The organism is Limnovirga soli (assembly GCF_013106755.1).
In the GTDB taxonomy this organism is placed as follows: Bacteria; Bacteroidota; Bacteroidia; order Chitinophagales; family Chitinophagaceae; genus Limnovirga; species Limnovirga soli.
Genome location: NZ_WHPF01000006.1, coordinates 246809 through 267772, shown reverse-complemented (window position 1 = coordinate 267772; position 20964 = coordinate 246809). Strand labels below are relative to the sequence as shown.

Annotated in this window: 18 protein-coding genes, 1 tRNA gene and 1 riboswitch; of the genes, 6 read left to right on the top strand and 13 right to left on the bottom strand. The window is 39.5% G+C overall.

What is annotated here, in order from left to right; all coding sequences use genetic code 11:
• Window positions 1-19: 19 nt before the first annotated feature.
• From GD597_RS10125 to GD597_RS10100, 6 genes are all read right to left on the bottom strand, one after another.
• Window positions 20-931: a sugar phosphate isomerase/epimerase family protein gene (locus GD597_RS10125; RefSeq protein WP_216368557.1), complete on the bottom strand. Its 912-nt coding sequence runs from the start codon at window positions 929-931 to the stop codon at window positions 20-22.
• Window positions 932-1290: 359 nt separating this feature from the next.
• Entirely contained in the window at window positions 1291-2157 is an 867-nt protein-coding gene (locus tag GD597_RS10120; RefSeq protein ID WP_171607729.1) for a choice-of-anchor V domain-containing protein, read from the bottom strand.
• 315 nt (window positions 2158-2472) lie between these two features.
• Window positions 2473-3624, bottom strand: a complete 1152-nt coding sequence (locus GD597_RS10115; RefSeq protein ID WP_171607728.1) for a choice-of-anchor V domain-containing protein — start codon at window positions 3622-3624, stop codon at window positions 2473-2475.
• A gap of 232 nt (window positions 3625-3856) precedes the next feature.
• Window positions 3857-4498, bottom strand: a complete 642-nt coding sequence (locus GD597_RS10110; protein WP_171607727.1) for a peptidylprolyl isomerase — start codon at window positions 4496-4498, stop codon at window positions 3857-3859.
• Between the two features lie 233 nt (window positions 4499-4731).
• Window positions 4732-5262, bottom strand: a complete 531-nt coding sequence (purE, locus tag GD597_RS10105) for a 5-(carboxyamino)imidazole ribonucleotide mutase (protein ID WP_171607726.1) — start codon at window positions 5260-5262, stop codon at window positions 4732-4734.
• Between the two features lie 37 nt (window positions 5263-5299).
• Window positions 5300-6418 carry a 5-(carboxyamino)imidazole ribonucleotide synthase gene (locus tag GD597_RS10100; RefSeq protein WP_171607725.1) on the bottom strand — a complete coding sequence of 373 codons (1119 nt, stop codon included), beginning with the start codon at window positions 6416-6418 and terminating at the stop codon, window positions 5300-5302.
• Here GD597_RS10100 and GD597_RS10095 point away from each other — a divergent pair.
• The 3 genes from GD597_RS10095 to GD597_RS10085 all read left to right on the top strand — a co-directional run bounded on the left by GD597_RS10095 (window position 6405) and on the right by GD597_RS10085 (window position 8820).
• Window positions 6405-6581, top strand: coding sequence for a hypothetical protein (locus tag GD597_RS10095; protein ID WP_171607724.1), 177 nt, complete (start codon window positions 6405-6407; stop codon window positions 6579-6581). The two genes, GD597_RS10100 and GD597_RS10095, sit on opposite strands and share 14 nt — an antisense overlap.
• A 210-nt stretch (window positions 6582-6791) precedes the next feature.
• Complete coding sequence (hppD, locus tag GD597_RS10090) at window positions 6792-7922, top strand: 4-hydroxyphenylpyruvate dioxygenase (protein ID WP_171607723.1); 1131 nt, start codon at window positions 6792-6794, stop codon at window positions 7920-7922.
• A gap of 145 nt (window positions 7923-8067) precedes the next feature.
• Window positions 8068-8820 (top strand): L,D-transpeptidase family protein, encoded by a 753-nt coding sequence (locus GD597_RS10085; protein ID WP_235954256.1) that lies wholly within the window; start codon window positions 8068-8070, stop codon window positions 8818-8820.
• A gap of 200 nt (window positions 8821-9020) precedes the next feature.
• On the opposite strand, the gene der is transcribed toward GD597_RS10085, so the two are convergent.
• The 4 genes from der to GD597_RS10065 form a co-directional block, all read right to left on the bottom strand.
• Window positions 9021-10340 (bottom strand): ribosome biogenesis GTPase Der, encoded by a 1320-nt coding sequence (gene der / locus GD597_RS10080; protein WP_171607722.1) that lies wholly within the window; start codon window positions 10338-10340, stop codon window positions 9021-9023.
• Between the two features lie 76 nt (window positions 10341-10416).
• A complete protein-coding gene (era, locus tag GD597_RS10075; RefSeq protein WP_171607721.1) occupies window positions 10417-11286 on the bottom strand; it encodes a GTPase Era in 870 nt (289 codons plus the stop codon).
• A 157-nt stretch (window positions 11287-11443) separates the two neighbouring features.
• Window positions 11444-11515, bottom strand: a tRNA-Met gene (locus tag GD597_RS10070).
• A 59-nt stretch (window positions 11516-11574) separates the two neighbouring features.
• Window positions 11575-12297: a head GIN domain-containing protein gene (locus tag GD597_RS10065; RefSeq protein WP_171607720.1), complete on the bottom strand. Its 723-nt coding sequence runs from the start codon at window positions 12295-12297 to the stop codon at window positions 11575-11577.
• Between the two features lie 203 nt (window positions 12298-12500).
• Window positions 12501-12601, top strand: a riboswitch (TPP riboswitch).
• A gap of 65 nt (window positions 12602-12666) precedes the next feature.
• On the opposite strand from GD597_RS10065, the gene GD597_RS10060 reads away from it, so the two are divergent.
• Together GD597_RS10060 and GD597_RS10055 are read left to right on the top strand one after the other, a co-directional pair.
• The gene (locus GD597_RS10060) at window positions 12667-15051 is read left to right on the top strand and encodes a TonB-dependent receptor (RefSeq protein WP_171607719.1); all 2385 of its coding nucleotides are present in this window, start codon (window positions 12667-12669) and stop codon (window positions 15049-15051) included.
• 365 nt (window positions 15052-15416) lie between these two features.
• Window positions 15417-17006, top strand: coding sequence for a S41 family peptidase (locus tag GD597_RS10055; RefSeq protein WP_171607718.1), 1590 nt, complete (start codon window positions 15417-15419; stop codon window positions 17004-17006).
• Window positions 17007-17142: 136 nt separating this feature from the next.
• Here GD597_RS10055 and GD597_RS10050 read toward each other — a convergent pair whose 3' ends face one another.
• Complete coding sequence (locus GD597_RS10050; protein ID WP_171607717.1) at window positions 17143-17511, bottom strand: hypothetical protein; 369 nt, start codon at window positions 17509-17511, stop codon at window positions 17143-17145.
• Between the two features lie 354 nt (window positions 17512-17865).
• Between GD597_RS10050 and GD597_RS10045 the strand changes: the two genes are divergently transcribed.
• Window positions 17866-18468 (top strand): hypothetical protein, encoded by a 603-nt coding sequence (locus GD597_RS10045; RefSeq protein WP_171607716.1) that lies wholly within the window; start codon window positions 17866-17868, stop codon window positions 18466-18468.
• A 91-nt stretch (window positions 18469-18559) separates the two neighbouring features.
• Here GD597_RS10045 and GD597_RS10040 read toward each other — a convergent pair whose 3' ends face one another.
• Window positions 18560-20092, bottom strand: a complete 1533-nt coding sequence (locus tag GD597_RS10040; protein ID WP_171607715.1) for an OmpP1/FadL family transporter — start codon at window positions 20090-20092, stop codon at window positions 18560-18562.
• Window positions 20093-20173: 81 nt separating this feature from the next.
• Entirely contained in the window at window positions 20174-20836 is a 663-nt protein-coding gene (locus tag GD597_RS10035) for a hypothetical protein (protein ID WP_171607714.1), read from the bottom strand.
• Between the last annotated feature and the right edge of the window lie 128 nt (window positions 20837-20964).

Below are 20964 nucleotides of genomic sequence, written 5' to 3'. Positions count from 1 at the left end.
ACCATGTTTGGCTCAACTATTATTTACCCTTAAAATGCGCTTTCATGGTGCTGGCATAATCTGCAATGGCTAATTCAGGCTCGGCAATTTCGGGGTGCCATAATTTTTCCCATTCAAAGCTATAATAGCCTTTATAATGGTTTTTGTGAAGCAGGTCAATGGCTTTAAAAATGGGCGTTTCGCCTTTGCCTAAAAAAGTATATTGGTCTTTGCCGTTATTACGAACCATGTCTTTTATATGCGTATGCCTGATATGTTTTTGAAGTTGCGGGAATACCATTGCAGGGTCTTCGCCAGTTATAGACCACATATTTACCATATCCCAAACCAAACCCACATGCGCATGATTAACCTGTTGCATTACATACACAATGTCGGCAGTGTACACCAGGTCGCCATGTGTTTCCATTAATACGGTAACGTTTGTATTGGCCGCATAATTACCCAGCTCGGTTAATCCGGCCGCAATTAAATCCAGGGTTATTTTTTTATCCTGGTCTTTTGGTAAATTATTGGGGAAAACCCTAATGTATGGGCATTGTAGCGTGTTGGCTAGATCAATAAATCGTTTGCCGTCGTCGATATTTTTTGTTCTTTCAGCCCCAATGGGAAAATGCATGGTGGCCGATGCGCCCAGGTTTACAATACTCAAATTGTTTTCACGCAACAACAACATGGATTGCTTTATTTTCTCAGCCGTATTAAAGGTATTACATTTATTAAGATCCAGTTCTCTTTGAATACCCCGAATTTCTATGCCTTTAAATTCATTGGCGGCTGCAAATTGAATAATTTTTTCAAAAGTCCAATCGGGGCAACCCAACGTGGAAAAAGACAACAGTGGGGTTTTCTTGCTAAACCCAAATGATGAGCCTGTTATCATTGCTGCCATGGCAGTGGCGGAGGTTTGTATAAACTGTTTTCTGTTCATAATAGTTGTGGTATAAGAATAATATGCAGCTGCGTTTTAAGTGTTGCTTTGTTATAATGCAATAAAATTAAACAATGCTAATTATTGGCCTTAATAGCTAAATGAATATACAAAGGGTAGATGGTAATTGTAAAAATACTTACTCAATGCTTTTTTTTAAAAATAGGAGCCCGGCAAAGTGTATACTTCAGCGTTACTTGCGTCGCACTCTTGTGCTGCTGCAACTGTTGCAGCTTAAAAAAGGGTTGCATGATAAATTGCAGTGTAAACCAAATAGATTTTCTGATAAGTATACAACGAAAAATGTACAAAAAAAGCCATCACTTTTGGTGATGGCTTTAATAAGAATGTAATAATGATTATTTGTTAAGAACAACTTTTAATGAAGTTCTTGCACCATCTGCGGTAACTACATTTACAATCATAAATCCTTTGGCTTTGCCGGCATTAATAGGCCAGATATTATCACCCTGATTAGCTAATGTGGTACCTGTAGAAATTGGATTACCCTGAATATCAGTATAAGTAATCATAACTTTTTGTTGTTTACCACCATTGCTAAACATAATGTAAGGCAAGCCATCCTGGCTGTGTAACTGTAGTTTGTACACTGGTTTGCCAACAACATCAGCTTTTGCCTCAGTTGCTGTAACAGCGGCAATGCCTGCAACTGGTGCCTGGGTAACAGTTAATGTTGTATTAACCGGTTGGTCGCCACTTGTGCTGCCATCGCCATTTACAATATTGCCTGAAGTGTAGAAAGTAATTGCACCAGTACCGGCTGCTGGGCCTGTCCATGGAATATTGATGGTGCCAGATTTAAGTGCAGTAGATTGCTCAAAATAGTTATGGCCAGATTTTAGTGTGTTATGTGTTTTTGCTGGTGCAACGCCCCATGCATTTACATTTCCACCTGCTGCATTGGCTGCAGTTGTTTGGAAGCCATATTTAGGTTTACCAGTTGTTTTTTTCATGGAAATACTCAACCAATAAATTTTGCCTGCTGTATAAGATGTAACAGGTTTTTTGGTTAATGTGTCAATTAACTGGGTAGTTATGGTACCACCAAAGTTACCACCACCATGACAGCCTGCTTTTGCACAGGTTTGGCCTGAGTTAAACGGTGCTCCGGTTACCAGCGTATTGTTTTTTGCGGGTCCGGCTTTGTAACTGGAAAAAAGGGCAATTCCAATTATAGCAACAACAGATAATGAAACGGTTGCCATTCTTTTGTTTTTCACAAAATTTGCGATTGACCTGGGTAATTGTTTTAACATGTTTGTTTGGTTTTTATGATGAGAAAAAATAGACTACAGTTACGTGTAAACACGCAATTACCGATAAAGCAATATGCTTTAATGCAACGCAGTTGTTAGTAATTAAACAACTACATTACCCGGTAAGAAATAAAAAATTTAAGGAATTGAAATTGTAGTGCTGGTAATTTTCTCAGGATATTAAACTAAAAGCTTGCTCGGTGAGATATAAAAGCAAGCTTTTAGTTTAATGGTAGTTATATTAAATTTTAAATATTTATTTTCTTAATTCATTATGCCAATTTTAGCATTGGTTCTAATACCATCTTCTGTGGTAATGGTAATAAGCATAATACCTTTTGAAATATTAGAAGGCAACTGAATAATATTTTCTCCATTGTTGGCAGTAGCGTTATAATTGTATAATTGCTTTCCGCTTAAATCAGCAACCCTAATATTGATTTTTTGACTTTGTAAACCATTATAGAACATGATAGAAGAACTGCCTGCATGTGCATACATGGTAATTTTGTAATCTCCTGCAACAGCATTTTTAAGTTCCACAACGCTAAATACACTTGTTTTACCGTCGAGGTCAATTTGTTTTAACCTGTATAAGCCTTTATTGGCAAACGAAACATCGGTAAAGCTATAAGAAGCACCATTATTGTTTACGCCTTTGCCTGCAATGGTAGCAATGGTAGAGTAATCTACTCCATTGCTGCTTTTTTCCAGAATAAATTCTTTGTTATTAATTTCCTGTGCAGTGGCCCATTTAAGGGTAGCTTTTCCGTTGACAATACTACCATTAAAATATAATAATTTAACCGGTAATACAGTTTCTGTAACAGTTAGGTTGGTACTAACCGGCTGATCACCTGATTCATTGCCATTGGCATTTACCAGATTGCCAGCAGTATAAAATTTTACAGAACCGGTGCCTGCAGTAGGCGCTGTCCAGGGAATAGATATTACATTGGTAGTTAAACGTTTTGATTGTTCAACATAATTATGAGAGGATGAAAGCTTGTTGTGTGTTCCTGCAGGTAAAGTACCCCATTTGTTTACATTTACATTTGCGGTGGTGGCAGCTGTAACCTGAAAACCATATTGTGGTGTACCAGAGGTTTTACTAAATGTAATTCTAAATGTATAACTGGCACCCGGGCTATAAGAAGTAACCACATTGCTGGATGCATCTACCAATTCTGTTACAATTGCACCACCAAAGCTACCGCCGCTATGGCAACCGCTTTTAGAACAGGTATTGCCACTGTTAAACGGTGCCCCTGTTACAAGATTACTTGCCAGCGCAGGCCCACTGGTATTTGATAAACTTACAAGCCCTGCTGTAATTAGGGAAAATGAAAAAAGGATATAGGTAATTTTACTTTTTGAAACTTTTGCTAACCTTATTTTAGTAAATATTCTTTTCATATTGTTGTTATTATTGAGTAAAGTAAAAATATACTATAACTCCTAAACCCAATGTTAAGCTACGCTGAATGGGTAAAGAATATTACTGAAATGACAATAACTGCCACTGAGCCGATGCTAAAAAGCAGAAATGGGAGAAATAAATGGTATTGGCAAAAAATATAATATGATTTTTGGGATTCGCCGGGATAGTATTTCTGGATTGTGTAAGCGACTTAATTCATAATAAAAATCAGGGCTTTTTTAAAATAATAGCATCGGTTATAATGTCCAACCCGGGAAAATTTTTTATCAGATATTCATTGCCTTTTGCCAAAATGGAATCCTGGTGTTTAAAAGCAATTTCATCTCCATATTGTTTGTTGAATTTTCTAATATTTTCCATGCCTGCAATTATTTTACCTACCGGCGGAAAACCCTTCACGCCTCTGAATGAGATGGTATCCAGTTTGGTGTTGTTTTGCATGTTTATAAATATTTGCGCTGTTCGGTTATTTGCGCCGCCAGTCGCAAAAGAAACTATACTATCCATATTGCTATGTAAAACAGGCTCATCAGTAATGCCATGTTTCTCCCAGAATCCATTAAAATCTTTTCGCTGGCCAATACCAAACTGCACATATTTATCTGTAGCCCTAAACACATAATTCCCTTGGTATTGTCCTGTTTGTACCAGTTGAAAAAGTCTGTCGGCTGCCTTTGGGCTCCAGGCTTTATATACTTCTAAAATAAATGCACCTTGTGTGGTATTAAACTGAACCTGAAAACTATCTGGCGCCTGCATTTTTAAAATTTTAGCAGAGTCTTTTACCGACTGAGCATTTGCGCAAAACGAGCAAAATATTACCAGCAACAGCAATACTAAATATTTCATATTTGGATAGATTTTTATTAAAAATAATGGCGTGCCCTATGGGCCGGGCTATTCGCTGCAAGTCCTCGCCATTCGTGGCCTCATGGCTGCGGGCTTTCCGCTGCTATCCCTCACGCATAATACAGGTATTGTTTAAGGCTGTTTATTGCTGCAACATGATACTGCGGTACAAGTGTGCGACGCAAGTAAAGCTGCTACAAGTACCATCACCTGGCCCCAAAACACCAAATGATTTAATCGAACTGGTTTTGCCAGCCATCGGTTTTTAATTTACTCACTTTTGCCAACACTTCGTTTTCAAGTGTTTGTTTAAAAGCTTCTACTTTCTTGCCAATTGTATCGTCGAAAGCTCCAATAAAACTGGCGGCCAGTATACCGGCATTTTTGGCGCCATTTAAGGCAACTGTGGCAACAGGAATGCCATTGGGCATTTGCAGTATGGATAATACAGAATCCCACCCATCGATGGAGTTGGAAGATTTTATAGGTACGCCAATTACAGGTAAGCTGGTGATGGAAGCAACCATACCCGGCAAATGTGCTGCACCGCCGGCCCCGGCAATGATTATTTTCAGGCCTCTTTTTTTGGCTGAATTGGCATACTGTACCATACGCAAAGGTGTACGGTGGGCCGAAACTACTGTTAATTCAAAGGAAATTCCAAAACCGGTAAGTACATCTGCTGCTGCCTGCATGATGGGTAAATCGCTATCGCTGCCCATGATAATACCTACTATTGGTTTTGTGTTTTGTACTTCGTTCATATGTGTTGTTTTAACAGTAGCCGTTAGATAGTTGTTGTTATGCTATTACTTTAAGTGTATGTTTTATTTTATTGGCCTTATAGGTAAGGTCTTGAATGTCTTTGCTGATAATGGTTACATGGCCCATTTTTCTGCCCGGTTTGGTTTGTTTTTTGCCATACAAATGCACAAAAACATTGTCCATTTTTAATACCTCATCTAATCCATCATAAATGGCTTCACCGGTATAATTGGCGGCGCCAATTAAGTTTACAATAGATGCAGGCAAAATAGCATCCGTATTCCCCAATGGATAATTGAGCATTATGCGCCAAAGCATATCGTACTGGCTGCAATAATTGGCTTCAATGGTGTGGTGGCCGCTATTATGCACTCGCGGTGCGGTTTCGTTTACCAGAATATCATTGTTTTCGTCTAAAAACATTTCTATGGCAAATAAACCCGGACTGTTTAATGCTTTTACCAGTTTAATGGCAATGGCTTCGGCTTTCCACGTGGCTTGTTGGGGTAATTGTGCCGGACTAATTTGGTAATCCAATAAATTTAAAACCGGATCGAAAACCATTTCGGCTGTGGGGAAAAAACGTATATCGCCCTTATCGTTCATGGCCACAATCATGGCAATTTCTTTTTTAATGCGTACCATTTTTTCCAGCACCGAAGGGGCATCGAAGCCCTTTTCAATATCCGCTGCTGCTTTAATAATTTGAACCCCTTTACCATCATAACCACCTTCGGCCAGTTTATGTACAGCGGGTAAAAAATGAGTTTGCTGCTGTAATTGTTGCTGGTTTTGCGTAATTACAAAAGCAGGAGAGGGAATTTCGTTGGTTTTATAAAACTCTTTCTGGTGTATTTTATTCTTTATAATGCGTATGGCGGCTGGTTTTGGGTACACTTTTACGCCTTCATTTTCCAGTTTTTCCAGTGCGTCTATATTCACTGCTTCTATTTCAATGGTTATGGCGTCTAATCCTTTCCCGAAATTGTATACGGTTTCAAAATCAGTAATATTACCTTTTACAAAGTGATGGCAAAGATGTGCTGCAGGGCATTGGTCATCGTTTTCAAGCACATAAGTCTCAACTACATAATTTGCAGCTGCCTGTAATAACATTCTTCCTAACTGTCCGCCACCAAGTATGCCAACTTTCATAAACTGGAGTATAAGCAGCGAAGATAAATTCTGTACCGCATTTGATAGCGGAATTTTATATTTTTGTTCTTCTATGCATCCTGATTATCCCCATAAAGTGTTTAATGATAAGCGTATCAACTATTCTTTGTTGATGGAAGCGCTGGCTATGTTATCTCACTAAGCTCTTGCTGATATTGGTTTTCCAATTAGTTTAAGTATTGTGTATTCTTAATTTTTTCATTTAAATCATAAAGCGTTTAGAAAGCATCTAAACGTGTTTTTAACTTTTATTTCCCTGCTTTTTGCTGCATGTTGTGCTAAAGTACAAGAGTGCGACGCAAGTAAAGCCAGGTATTGTTTAATCGTTTGGTTCAAAAAAAATACTATTTATATGCAACATGCCGTATCAATTATACAAGAGGAGCGTAATACCCATGATTTTCTTCCATTGCAGGGTACCGATTATGTAGAGTTTTATGTTGGCAACGCCAAACAGGCGGCCCATTTTTATAAAACAGCTTTTGGTTTTCAAAGCCTTGCCTATGCGGGGCCGGAAACGGGTGTTAAAGACCGTGCCAGTTATGCAGTACGCCAACACAAATTAACTTTTGTATTTACCACACCATTAAGGGCGGGTAATTTGATAGCTGATCATGTTTATAAACATGGAGATGGTGTTAAAGTGCTGGCACTAAGGGTTGATGATGCTACCAGTGCCTGGCAGGAAACTACGGCCCGCGGCGCAATAAGTTATATGGAGCCTGTTACCATGCAAGATGACAATGGAACTGTTGTGGTAAGTGGTATACATACTTATGGTGATACCGTGCATATTTTTGTTGAACGCGGTAATTACAATGGTGTTTTTTTACCGGGGTATCGGGAATGGACCTCAAATTATAATCCATCCTCCACCGGTTTATTATATGTTGACCATTGTGTGGGTAATGTAGGCTGGAACCAAATGAATAAATGGGTGGGCTTTTATGAACAGGTGATGGGGTTTACCAATATCCTAAGTTTTGATGATAAGGATATTTCTACAGAATATTCTGCACTGATGAGCAAGGTAATGAGCGCCGGAAGCGGCTTTGTAAAGTTCCCCATAAACGAACCGGCAGAGGGTAAAAAGAAATCTCAGGTAGAAGAATACCTTGATTATTATGATGGCGAGGGTTGCCAGCATGTGGCATTGGCTACCGATAATATTATTGAAACGGTAACTGCCCTGGAAAGCCGCGGTATTGAGTTTTTAAAAGTACCAACTACTTATTATGATGAATTGATTGAAAGAGTAGGGCATATAGACGAAGATATTGCCGCTCTAAAAGAATTGGGGGTTTTGGTAGACAGGGATAATGAAGGATACCTGCTGCAAATTTTTACCAAACCGGTAGAGGACAGGCCTACCTTGTTTTTTGAAATTATTCAGCGTAAGGGTGCTAAAAGTTTTGGAAAGGGCAATTTTAAAGCCTTGTTTGAGGCCATTGAAAGGGAGCAGGCATTAAGGGGCAATCTTTAATAAAATTTGTATCAAAGTAAAAGCCATTGGTATAATAACCGGTGGCTTTTATATTTTTATACGTTTATTGCCGTTATAGTAGGGTGTATACAAGTTTGTAGTTAATTTTTTAGGGAGAAACATTTAATTGAATAATTTCGCCACCATGAAAAAAATGGGTTTACTGGTATTGGTTGTTTTATTAAGCTTTTTGGGAATGGCGCAAAATTCTTTTTTAGATATGCAGCGCAGTTACCCAAATGTATCAATGGCTATAAAAACCAAACAGGATACACTTCAAAAGCAATTTGAAAAAGCCGGATTGCAATGGCCTCCCAAACAAATGTACCTACGGTCTTTTAAATATGATAGCCAGCTGGAAGTATGGGTGCGTAATGGCGATAAAGAAGAATATAAATTATTTAAAACCTATAAAGTATGCGCTTTGGCAGGCACTTTGGGGCCAAAACGTATGGAAGGCGATTACCAGGTGCCCGAAGGCTTTTACTATATAAATGAATTTAATCCACGCAGCGATTTCCATCTGTCTCTCAAACTGAATTATCCTAACGAAAGCGATAAAATACTCAGCGATTCCCTCAGGCCCGGTAGCGGCATTTATATTCATGGTAGTTGTGTTACGGTAGGCTGCATCCCCATTACCGATACACAGATTGAAGAAGTATATTTATTGGCAGCAGGTGCCCGCAGCAGCGGACAGGATTTTATTCCTGTGCATATTTTCCCGGTGCGGTACAATAACCCCGAAAGCGTAGAATATTTAAACAAAATTGCCAAAGACAATCCTGCTGTTCAAAAATTTGCCGCACAGCTAAAAGTGGCTTTTGATATTTTCCAAAAAGAGAAAAAATTACCCATTATAGCCGTTAATAGCAAGGGCGATTATCTGGTAATGTAATTTGTAATTAATTTATAGGGGCAGTCAAATGCAGTGTGTCATGCAGCTGTAGCTGCGGCTATCTATTACTACTCCGCCACAGCCCAAACGCACAACCCTTCAGCGGGGTATCCACTGCTATCCGCCTGCCCATGAGCAGCAACAAAAAAACCGGCTAAACCAAAATGATTCGCCGGGCTGGTAAATTGTGATATGTCAATTTATTTCTTTCTAAAGAAAATACGAATGGGTACACCACTTAATGCAAAGTTGCTGCGCAACTGGTTTTCAAGGTAATTGCGGTAGGCAGGCTTTACATCCTCGGGGTAATTACAAAAGAAAGCAAAGGAAGGTACTGCTGTAGGCAATTGCACTACATATTTAATTTTTAAAGGATGCCCACGAACAACAGGTGCATGATAGGCTTCTACTGCCTTTAACATCACCTCGTTTAATTTGCTGGTAGTAATTTTTATATGGCGGCTATCGTACACCTGCAAAGCCGTTTCTATAACTTTAAAAATCCTGGTTTTTTCTTTTACTGATATAAAAATTACCGGCACATCAGTAAATGGTGCCAGTTTTGTTTTTAACTGTTTTTCATAATCACGGGCGGTATTGGTAGTTTTTTCAACAAGGTCCCATTTATTTACCAATACCAGAATGCCCTTTCCTTTTCTGGCAGCCAGTGAAAAAATATTTACATCCTGTGCGGTGATGCCTTTGCTGGCGTCAATTAATAAAATACATACATCCGCTTCATCCATGGCGCGAATAGCACGGATTACAGAATAAAATTCCAGGTCTTCTTTTTCCTTGGTTTTTTTTCTTAAACCTGCAGTATCAATTAAAATAAACTCTTTATTAAACAGGTTATAATGTGTATGAATACTGTCCCTGGTAGTACCGGCAATATTACTTACAATGGTGCGCTCTTCGCCAATCAGGGCATTTAATAAGGAAGATTTACCAACATTCGGCTGACCAATAATAGCAAATTTGGGTAATGCACCTTCCTTTGTTTCTTCATCTTCAGGTTTATCCATTTCTGGTATCAGGCTGGTAATGGCATCTAATATTTCGCCGGTGCCGCTACCCGTCATACTGCTGATAAAATAAATATGTTCAAACCCCATGCTGTAAAACTCTGATGCATCAAATAAACGCTGGTTATTATCTACTTTGTTTACGGCAAGGTAAACCGGCTTATCACTACGGCGCAGCAGGGTAACCATGCTTTCATCCAATTCTGTAATACCAATGGCGGCATCTGTCATAAAAATTAAAGCATCTGCTTCATCAATGGCGATTCTTACCTGTTTACGAATTTCTGTTTCAAAAATATCTTCTGTATCAGGTACAAAACCACCGGTATCAATTACGTTAAAGGTTTTGCCATTCCAGTCGGTAACTCCATACTGGCGGTCTCTTGTTACGCCACTTATATCATCTACAATGGCTTTGCGTTGTTCCAGCAAGCGGTTGAATAAAGTACTTTTACCCACGTTTGGCCTGCCTACTATTGCTACTGTAAAACTCATATCTGTTAACTCCGCAAGGGAAATTTATAAAGTGATCAAAGGTTATTAATACTGCCTGTACTAAAGGTACTGCTTATTAATAACCGTATTCTTTCAGCTGCATATCATTATCCCTCCATTTGGGCTTAACTTTTATAAATAGCTGCAGAAATACTTTTTGCTGTAAAAATTGTTCTATATCTGTACGGGCCATGGTGCCCAGTTTTTTTATCATTTGTCCGCCCTCGCCCAATAAAATACCTTTTTGGCTTTCACGCTGTACTATAATATCGGCCTGTATTTTGGTTAATGTGTCTTTTTCTTTAAACTCATTTACAATTACTGCGGTGTGGTAGGGAATTTCATCGCCAAACAATTCATAGATTTTTTCCCTTACCATTTCCCCCACAAAAAATTTGGTAGAAAGGTCAGTCAGGTCGTCTTCGGGGTAAAAAGGTTCGCCTTCGGGTAAAAATGCTAAAATGGCCTGTAATAATGTATCCAGGTTTTGTTTTTCGAGTGCTGAAATGGTTACTAGCTTTTTGCAATAGGGCTGTTGCTGGTAAAATTCTTCTGCAGCAGTAATTCTTTTTAGGCCAATTTTATCGGTTTTGTTCAGCACCACAATAGTGGGCACTTTTAATTTTAAGGAACTAAACAGCAGGTTGTTTTCTTCGGGTCCTTCGGTGGCGTCGGCCAGTAAAATGGCTACATCGGCATCTTCCAATGCACTTTTTACTGAGAGCATCATTTTCTCCTGCAGCTTATAACGGGGGGTAATAATGCCTGGCGTATCAGAAAAAATAACCTGGTATTTGCCGGGTTCGTTTAAAAAACCCTTGATGCGGTGGCGGGTAGTTTGTACTTTATGCGAAACAATAGCCAGTTTCTCGCCCAGCAAAGCATTTAATAAAGTGCTTTTTCCTGCGTTGGGTTTGCCAAAAATATTTACAAAGCCGGTTTTCAAAATTGGTGTATTGTTTTTTGTGTTGTACTTATTTGCTTAATAGCATTATGGCAGTACAAGTGTGCGACGCAAGGGAAGCTTAATATCTACTACTAAATGCCGGGCCCAAAATTATTGTATTCTTTAAAAGAAAAAAGCCTCGTATGAGGCTTCTTAGTTGCGAAGGGAGGGTTCGAACCTCCGACCTTCGGGTTATGAGCCCGACGAGCTACCGCTGCTCTACTTCGCGATTTTGGACTGCAAAAGTAGGGGAGTTTCGCTTACGAGCCAAACTTAATTCAATTGTTTTTAATCTTTTTTCTTAATAATCGATCCGCCACTGGCATCTACACTGGTTATTACCCCTGCGCCTTTGTAATTAATAATCGAACCGCCGCTGGCACTGGCTTTTAATTCTTTGCTAATGCTGGCATTAATAATCGAACCGCCACTGGCATCTACCGTTAAATAATTTACTACCAAACTATAATCTTTAAAAATACTGCCTCCACTGGCCGATATATCTAGCTTTTCCAAACTGCCATCCAGTTTTGCAATACTGCCGCCGCTTAAATCTATCTGCATATTATTACCGGTAAATTTGCCTTTTATAATGCTGCCTCCGCTGGCATCTACTTTTATATCATTTACTTTAATTTCGTCAGCAACTTCGGCAATAGACCCGCCGGAAGCGCCTAAAAAGTTGATATTGGTTACGGTAACATAGGCTTTTAATTTTTTATTGCCCCAGTTCCAGTTATTCCACATTTTACTTTCTACGCGAATTTTTAGTATGCCATCTTTCACCTCGGTAATAATTTTATCGGTATACCCGGCATCTTCTGCACTTACTGCTACGGCCTGGGTGCTACCTTGCGACAGGTATAATTTTATACCACTACCTACAGATACGCCAGAAAAGTTGCCCACATTTCTAACCTGCGCATTGGCATCGTACACCAGGTTTGGGGTTTGTGCCTGTACATTGGTAATAAGTAGCAATAAACAAATACTCCATATAATTTTTTGCATAATAGTCAGGTATTTTATAGTTATGTAACGCTGTCAAAAATAAAAAGTTACAACCAATTTCAAATTTCTGCGTTTACTTTGCAGTATTAGCTAAAAAGAAATTGTTTTTTGTTATTGGCCAATCTATAGTGCAGGTATATTGCTTCCCTTGCGTCGCACACTTGTACTGTAGCAAGTAAATTGAGCAAAATGCCATTTCTTTTGTAGTTATCCCGGGGTGCTTTGTACCAGGTACAAGGCTGAGATCACACCCGTAGAACCTGAACAGGGTAATGCCTGCGAAGGGAAGGTGCATCATCTTTATATGATTCCTATCCACTAGCATTTATTCCTGTTCCCATTTTATTTATTGAACAAAAAATCAAGCAAATGAAAAAGCTTTTGGGAACAATGGCTGCCATACTTATGGCTGCAACCGTTTTTGCACAGGTAACCATTACGGGTACCGTTTTAAATGAACAACAACAACCGCTGGATGGCGCTACCGTTACCTTACAGGTGAATGGTAAAAAACAAAACTCCATTGCCACTGGCAAGGATGGGCATTTTGAATTTACCAATATTCTTACTGGCGCCAATTGTATTGTACAGGTACAATATATTGGACTTGCGGCTAAAGAACAATCTTTTACCGCCACGGCCAATACTAATTTTCAACTGGTGTTATCGGCTTCTCCCTTTTTGTTAGAGCCGCTGGAAGTAAAATCTATCAGGGCATCGGATAAAGCGCCATTTACTAAAACCGATATCACCAAACAACAGCTCGCCAAACTAAATACAGGCCAGGATATTCCATTTCTGTTAAACCAAACTCCTTCGGTGGTAGTTAATTCAGATGCGGGCAATGGTATTGGTTATACAGGAATACGAATACGTGGTACCGATGCTACCCGTATTAATGTAACCCTAAACGGCATTCCTTATAATGATGCCGAAAGTCATTCCACCTATTTTGTTGATTTGCCCGATTTTGCTTCCTCAGTAAATTCTATTCAGGTGCAACGCGGCGTGGGTACTTCTACCAATGGCTCAGGCGCATTTGGGGCTACCATTAACATGAGTACCAATGAGTTTAATGAACTACCTTATGCCGAAAGCAATAATGGTGCTGGCTCATTTAACACGTTTAAAAATACCATCAAAGTAGGTAGCGGCTTGTTAAACAACCATTTTACCATCGATGCAAGGGTAAGCCGCATTACCAGTGATGGTTATGTAGACCGTGCTGCCAGCAACCTGCATTCTTTTTATTTTTCACCAGCCTATACCAGTAAAAACACTTCCATCAGGCTGAATGTTTTTTCGGGGAAAGAGAAAACATATCAATCCTGGTATGGTTTGCCCGAAGCTTTGTTAACTACCAACAGAACCTATAATGCAGCAGGAACCGAAAAAGCCGGTGAACCTTATAATAACCAAACAGATAATTATCAGCAGGATCATTACCAGCTTTTCTTTAACCAGGTACTTAATAACCGGCTTAAACTAAATATAGCTAGCTTTCTTACCCGAGGTAAGGGGTATTACGAAGAGTACAAAGCTGAACAGGATTTTGCCAAATATGGACTGGGTAATTACGTAATTAATAATGATACACTCACCGCCACCGATTTGGTTAGGCAAAGATGGCTAAGTAATTATTTTTACGGACAAACATTTTCCTTGCAATACAAGCACCTTGTGGATGAAATTACTTTTGGCGGCAGCTGGAGTACGTATGAGGGCAAACATTATGGCCAGATTATTTGGGCAAATGCAGGTATACCAAAAGACTATGAATATTATCGCTACCCGGCTACCAAAACGGATGTGAATTTCTATGCCAAATGGCTGCGCCAGCTATCCACACAATGGAATGTTTTTGGCGATTTACAATACAGGCGGGTAGTGCATGATATGCAGGGTTTTGAGGGTAATGCCGATCTTGCCATAAAACGCAGCTTTAACTTTTTTAACCCCAAAGCAGGTATTAGTTATTATAAAAATGGCTGGCATTTATATGCGAGTTATGCGTTGGCCCACCGCGAACCCAACCGCGATGATTTTCAGGCAGCCTTATCAGAGCAACCCAAATTTGAAACCCTGCACGATGTGGAATTGGGTATAGATAAAAAAACAGCCACTTATAACTGGGCAGCTACCTTTTATTTTATGAATTATAATAACCAGCTGGTATTAACCGGTAAAATAAACGATGTAGGAAGTTATACCCGTATTAATGTGCCCAGCAGCTACCGCACTGGTATTGAGTTACAGGGCGGTGTGGTATTTGCCAAATGGATTAACGCTACCGCCAACCTTACGCTTAGCAGTAATAAAATAAAAGCTTTTAACGAGTATATAGATAATTATGATGAAGACTATATACAAAAAACTGTTGCCCATTCCAATACCAATATAGCGTTTGCACCGGCTGTTATTGGTGGCGCTGCCTTAAATATAACCCCTTGTAAAAATGCAGAAATTAGTGTTATGGGTAAATATGTTGGCCGCCAGTATATGGATAATACCCAAAACAGTGCCCGCCAGTTAAACAGCTATCTGGTGCAGGATATCAGGTGCGTATACTCACTAAAAAATATCGTTTTTAAACAGTGGGATTTTATTGTGCAGGTAAACAACCTGTTTAACAAAATGTATGCGCCTAATGGCTATACCTACCCTTATTATTATGGTGGCCAGCTAATAAACGATAATTATTATTATCCTATGGCAGGTACCAACTTTATGGCAACGGTTAATATAAAATTCTAAAAAGCCAAATACATACCTAAGCAGTAAAAGGGCCCTGGTTCTTTTACTGCTTTTTTGTTTAAAAGGGTATATTATTGGCCAGTCTGCAGGAATTTACCTTAACTGTACTTGCGTCGCACACTTGTGCTGTATAATAGGTATCGGCTGTTGGCTAAGAGCTAAAGGCTAACAGCTAACAGCCCAATAAAGCTTTGAACGTACAAGAGTGCGACGCAAGTAAAGCTTCATTCCTGTTCCGCCTGACGGGCCCATAATTATGTATTAATCGTCCGTTTATAACATTTTGGATACCATTGCCATTTGTATTTTTACGGCTTCAACTTTATTGCAGATATTCGTGTTTTACGTTTATTAAGTAATGTATTATGGTGAATAAAAAATTACAGGTTTGGTTGCCTTTATTGTTTGCAGTGGTACTGGCTATTGGAATGGCATTGGGTTATCAGTTAAAAGAAGATACCAGCGGCGGAGAGGGTTTTATGTCTAATACCCGCAATAATTCGCTACAGGAAGTGCTTACCCTTATTGAAAACAGATATGTTGATTCCGTATCAGTAGACAGCCTTAAAGAAACCGCCATTAATACCATGCTGGCGCATTTAGACCCACACTCCATTTATATTCCACCTGTAGAAATACAGGAAGTAAATGAAGATATGCAGGGCAATTTTATGGGCATTGGCGTTGAGTTTCAAATTTTTGACGATACAGTAAATATAGTAAATGTAATACCCGATGGCCCCTCTTTTAAAGCCGGTGTGCAGGTGGGCGATAAACTGATAAAAGTAAACGATACTGCCTCCGTTGCCGGTAAACATATTATGCCTGATGATATTAAAAAACTATTGCGAGGCCCAGGTGGCAGCAATGTAAGTGTTACCGTTTTAAGAAATAATAAGCAACAGCGCATAAAGATTGACAGGGGTATTATTCCACTTCCCTCAGTTGATGCGGCTTATATGATGGATTCGGTTACCGGTTTTATACATATCAACAAATTCTCTGAAACCACTTACCCCGAGTTTATGGCCGCCATGGAAAAGCTACAGGGCAGCGGTTTACTGCAGTTAGTGCTTGATTTAAGGGGCAATGGCGGCGGCGTGTTGCAACAGGCCGTAAATATTGCCGACGAGTTTTTAGATAACGATAAAATGATTGTATACACCCAGGGCAATAAAGCACCCAAAATAGAATACCGTTGCAGCAAAGAAGGTGTTTTTGAAACCGGCAAACTGGTGGTATTGGTTGACGAAACCAGTGCCAGCGCCAGCGAAATTTTAAGCGGTGCCCTGCAGGATTGGGACAGGGCTACCATCATTGGTCGGCGCACTTTTGGTAAGGGACTGGTACAACAGCAATACCCCTTAAGCGATGGCGGTGCCCTAAGGCTAACCATTGCCCGTTACTATACACCCATTGGCCGCAATATTCAAAAACCTTATAACAAGGGACTTGAAAATTACGAAGACGAGTTAATGCAACGCTTTCACGATGGGGAAGTGGTACATGGCGATACAGCATTACCCAAGGGGCCTGCCTTTAAAACAAAGGGCGGCAAAACAGTGTATGGCGGCGGCGGTATAACCCCTGATGTTTTTGTGCCTTTTGACACTACCTCGCAACCAAAAGAAATACTGCAACTGTATATAAAAAATACGCTCAACAATTTTATATACCAGTATTATATGCAAAACAAAAGCGCCTTTACCGGCGTAAAAACCCCCAAACAGCTATCTGAAGCATTTAAACCCGGCGAGAATGAATGGCAGCAATTAAACAGTTTTGCTACAAAAGATACCATTAACCTAAGCCATTTGTCAGCCTTAGCCAAGTCAGAATTATTGCAAAAAATGCCCACCTTAATGGCCCGGCAAATATGGCGTGCAGAGGGTTATTACGAGGTAAGCAACCAAACCGATCCCATGCTTGCCAAGGCCATGCAGGCATTTAAATAGCAGTGTAATACCAGCTACAACAACCATGGCATCGCCGCTTGCGTCGCAATCCGTTCATCGTTCGGGGTGTATGGCAGCAGTGGGTGAATATTGGAATTGCGGGATAATCGCCAATAGGGGGTTCTAGCAAATAAGGTTATCCATTTCTTGAAATAACAATGCTTTTATAAATAGCCAGTTCTTTTTCCAGTTCTGCAATGCGTTGGTCTTTGGCAGCAAGTTGTTGTTTCCAACTTGTGTTAAGACCGCCATTCAATGTTGCGGGGAACGCATCTGCCAAATCGGCCATAAAATTATGTTCAACTGCTAAGGACACATTCCATAATACCCCCACCTGCATAGACCGGTTTTTTAAATAGGCACTTACAACCGGTGCGGTAACCTGTAGCTTTTTGGCAACTGCCGCTTTTGAAAGTTTATTGGTCACTAAAAATTGCTGAAGCATATTGCCCACATGTGGGTAGGCTTGCTTATCGGCCTCAAGGTATTTTTTTCCGGAAAGCATGATGGTATATTTCCCCCAAAATTATATGTTTGTAGCATATAATTATATGTGAATGACATATAATTATTAGTCATTCACATATAGGTTTACGTCATTAACGTAAAAGTTTTAGTCTTACACATATAATTTTTAGTCTGTAACATTAAATATTTAGTCATTCACAAATAATTATATGTGAATAGCATATAAATATATGTCAAAAGCATATAATCCAAGGCTATGTTCAATAAATTATGTAGTTCTGGGTCCAGCTAAGTCGAAGCAGGCCGTACCGGTAAATTGTAGCATATGATGTATAAATATTAACAAACTGTCATTTTTAAAAAGCAATAATTTTCAGCATAAATATTTTATATGAAAATGACATTGCCGTTAGGTGTTTTATTAGTTTGCGTTTCCTGCAATATGCACCAGCCACCACCCGATAAAAATGCTATACCCGAAGCTTTGCAACCCAATAATCAAAGTAGCGGGGAACTTATTTTTTCCAAAAGAAGTGATGGCAATATAATTAATGCTTTGTATGATGAGGAGGTAAAAAAATCGGCATCACTTTCGGCGTTGGAAAAGCAAATAAGCGATACAAGAAGGATTAAAAGAGATACGTTGGCATTGTACACCGATTTCTTTGCCAAAAATGATGATTATTACAGCACCGCCAAATGGATGGATTCTACCATAACTGATTCTTTATTAAAACAAAAAATAAAATTATTGCTGCAAAAAAGTAAACAGGCATTTGAACAGCATTCAAATGACCTTTCTGTTTTAATGGAGGACTTAGATGCAAAAGAAAATACTCTTACTGACTTGCATACTGTTTTAAAACTGATAGTAACCTTGCCACTTATTGAAAAATATCAGCAACAAAATAAGCCAGCCCAGCAGCCATTGGTTATGCTGCAGCATAATTATACTAATACAATTAAAGCAATAGATTCAATTACAAGTAAATAATTGGGTTTAAACTGCTGCCCAAAGTATCAAACCGTACAAGTGAGTGACACAAGTAAAGCTGCACTGTGTTACTACAGCCGGCTACCTAAAACTAAATTTTAAAGCCAAGCGTTAGTATCACATTACCCCGGTTATTATTCCAGCTGGCAAATGTGTTTGGCTTATCGTTTAAGCGGTAGGGAAAGTTTACATCTTTATTTATGCTGTGGGAATAGGTTAGGTCTAATATAAAGCCATGGTTACGATAGCCAAGACCACCGGCAAGCATTAAGCGACTGGCTTTTAGCGCCTTATCACTATAAGGGCTGCCATAATAAGAAGCGCCCAGCCTTACGGCAATAGGATCGAATTTTAGTTCGCCGCCCAGTCGCACATTTACGGCGCCTTTATAATATTCTTTCACCAGGTTATTCAAAGAAGTATAATAATTATTGGCAATTGGGTCCTCGGTATTAGAAGCCGAAAAACGGGCCCCTTTATAATTTACATATTCAAGATCGGCAGTAATAAAACCACGTTGCAGGCGGGTATCGGCTACTTCGTGCAAAACAAAACTGGCACTGCCCATTACCCGCCAGGGAGTAATTTGTGAATAGTCCCGTTGTCCGGGATCGCCACTGTTAAGGTTATCGCTGCTTTCGCTAACAATACCGGCATAGGCCTCGGTATTGGTGGTCATATCGGCGCGTATTTTATCCCTAAACCCAATAAAAGAAGGGGTATGAAATGCAAAACCCAACCTGAAATTATTGGTAGGCTTATAAATGATGCCCATTTTTACATTTAACCCAAACCCATTAGAACTGGTATACTCATTAAAAACCGAGGATTCAAAATTGTTATCAGGGTTATCTGTGGCATCGGTTTCGGTATAAGTTAGGTTACGGGTATAGCTTATAATTGGTATATTAATGCTGGTACCCAAATAAAGTTTATCCTGCAAATTACCTGCAAAAGCAAAAGAAAGTTCATGATAACCGCCCCTGGTAGTAGCATCTACCTGTTGGGTAATACCGGTACCTAATGGCACCAGACTTTTATAACCAATTAATTGGCCATTGGCATTTACAGTATCTACCAAATAGGTTCTGTAAGCCAGAGAAGAGCCAAAAATATAATTCTGTTCTGCAGCAATGGGGCTGGCACCATCGCGTATTAATTCCTCAAGATATTGTTCAGAATAAGAACTGGTATTGTTTAAACCCTTATAACTAATATGGTTATTATAACTGGCCAGCTGATTTATAGAAACAGAAAATGCAGAGCTGGTCCAGCTGCCCCGGTAGGGGCTTGGTGAACCCAGGATAATACCGCTAGCGCCATAAGCAAATGCATTTTTATTCAGGTTATTATTGGTGCCTCTGTAATTGTATTTATTGTTATTTAACATAAAACCAGGGGATAATACCAATTCTTTTGTTTTGTACAAGCCAATACCGGCTGGGTTTACATTATTGGCGGTAATATCGCCACCTAAGGAGCCCATGGCACCACCAATTGCCTGATTACGTGCCGTACCGCCGGGTATAAACCAGGCAGTGCGCAAAGCATCATCGGGCACCTGTGCTTTTACCATAAAAATCATACTATGTAAAACGATACAAAGGGCAAGCAATTTCTTCATACATTCTTATTTGGATATGCCATTAGCTATGCAGTTTATACTGCTGCTATGCAAAAAAATATGGTATACAAATGCAATTAATTATTTACCACCACCACGGGGAGCCCTGGTGCTGCCGCTGCTGCTGCCACTGCTATTATAACCACCACTGCGGCCACCGGCACTATTACTTTGTGTTGAACCTGAGCTAAAGCTTCTGGTAGGATTTAAACTGTTATTGTTGTTATTGGTAGTATTATTACTGCTGTTAAAAGCCTGCTTAAGTAAATTGCCAAAATTATTGTTATTATAATTGCGGTTACGGTAGGCCGTTAGGTTTGTTTTGCTGGTATTGCCATAATATACCCTTGGGTTTTTATAATACACAATGGTATAAAACGGACTGTAAAAATTACCCCATGGCGTATAATAATAGCCCATAAAATTGCCTGCCCAATAAGGGTTATAAGGGTTTAATAAAACTGAGCGGGAAGGGGTGCAGCCATACCCAAAATCATATCGGCTATCGTTCCAGTAACTATAATCATCCAAGCCATCCCATTGGTAGCGGTTGCGAACTTTCATGCGCAAATAATTTTCATCGTTGCTGCTGGTATAATCATCATACCTGTCATCCTCACCAGGTTTGGCAGCAGGGGCGGGTGAATAATAAACATCATCCGGTGTACGAGTGGCTTTGTACGCACTAGAGCAACTGCTGCCTGCTATTGCCAGTATGGTTACAGCCATAATAATATTTTTCATACAAATGGTTTTAATGTTTATAGTGTGAAGTTATTACTTTTGCTCCGCTTTAACAGCGCAACTTTGTTGCAATAAAGTTACGTTGGTACGAACAACAAAAAAATGGCTACTTGTTAAGGTTACTCTAA

Coding starts and splice junctions, on each gene's coding strand:
- GD597_RS10125 (WP_216368557.1), bottom strand. CDS start 931: ATGAACAGAAAACAGTTTATACAAACCTCCGCCACTGCCATGGCAGCA.
- GD597_RS10120 (WP_171607729.1), bottom strand. CDS start 2,157: ATGGCAACCGTTTCATTATCTGTTGTTGCTATAATTGGAATTGCCCTT.
- GD597_RS10115 (WP_171607728.1), bottom strand. CDS start 3,624: ATGAAAAGAATATTTACTAAAATAAGGTTAGCAAAAGTTTCAAAAAGT.
- GD597_RS10110 (WP_171607727.1), bottom strand. CDS start 4,498: ATGAAATATTTAGTATTGCTGTTGCTGGTAATATTTTGCTCGTTTTGC.
- purE (WP_171607726.1), bottom strand. CDS start 5,262: ATGAACGAAGTACAAAACACAAAACCAATAGTAGGTATTATCATGGGC.
- GD597_RS10095 (WP_171607724.1), top strand. CDS start 6,405: ATGCCAACTTTCATAAACTGGAGTATAAGCAGCGAAGATAAATTCTGT.
- GD597_RS10100 (WP_171607725.1), bottom strand. CDS start 6,418: ATGAAAGTTGGCATACTTGGTGGCGGACAGTTAGGAAGAATGTTATTA.
- hppD (WP_171607723.1), top strand. CDS start 6,792: ATGCAACATGCCGTATCAATTATACAAGAGGAGCGTAATACCCATGAT.
- GD597_RS10085 (WP_235954256.1), top strand. CDS start 8,068: ATGAAAAAAATGGGTTTACTGGTATTGGTTGTTTTATTAAGCTTTTTG.
- der (WP_171607722.1), bottom strand. CDS start 10,340: ATGAGTTTTACAGTAGCAATAGTAGGCAGGCCAAACGTGGGTAAAAGT.
- GD597_RS10065 (WP_171607720.1), bottom strand. CDS start 12,297: ATGCAAAAAATTATATGGAGTATTTGTTTATTGCTACTTATTACCAAT.
- GD597_RS10060 (WP_171607719.1), top strand. CDS start 12,667: ATGAAAAAGCTTTTGGGAACAATGGCTGCCATACTTATGGCTGCAACC.
- GD597_RS10055 (WP_171607718.1), top strand. CDS start 15,417: ATGGTGAATAAAAAATTACAGGTTTGGTTGCCTTTATTGTTTGCAGTG.
- GD597_RS10050 (WP_171607717.1), bottom strand. CDS start 17,511: ATGCTTTCCGGAAAAAAATACCTTGAGGCCGATAAGCAAGCCTACCCA.
- GD597_RS10045 (WP_171607716.1), top strand. CDS start 17,866: ATGAAAATGACATTGCCGTTAGGTGTTTTATTAGTTTGCGTTTCCTGC.
- GD597_RS10040 (WP_171607715.1), bottom strand. CDS start 20,092: ATGAAGAAATTGCTTGCCCTTTGTATCGTTTTACATAGTATGATTTTT.
- GD597_RS10035 (WP_171607714.1), bottom strand. CDS start 20,836: ATGAAAAATATTATTATGGCTGTAACCATACTGGCAATAGCAGGCAGC.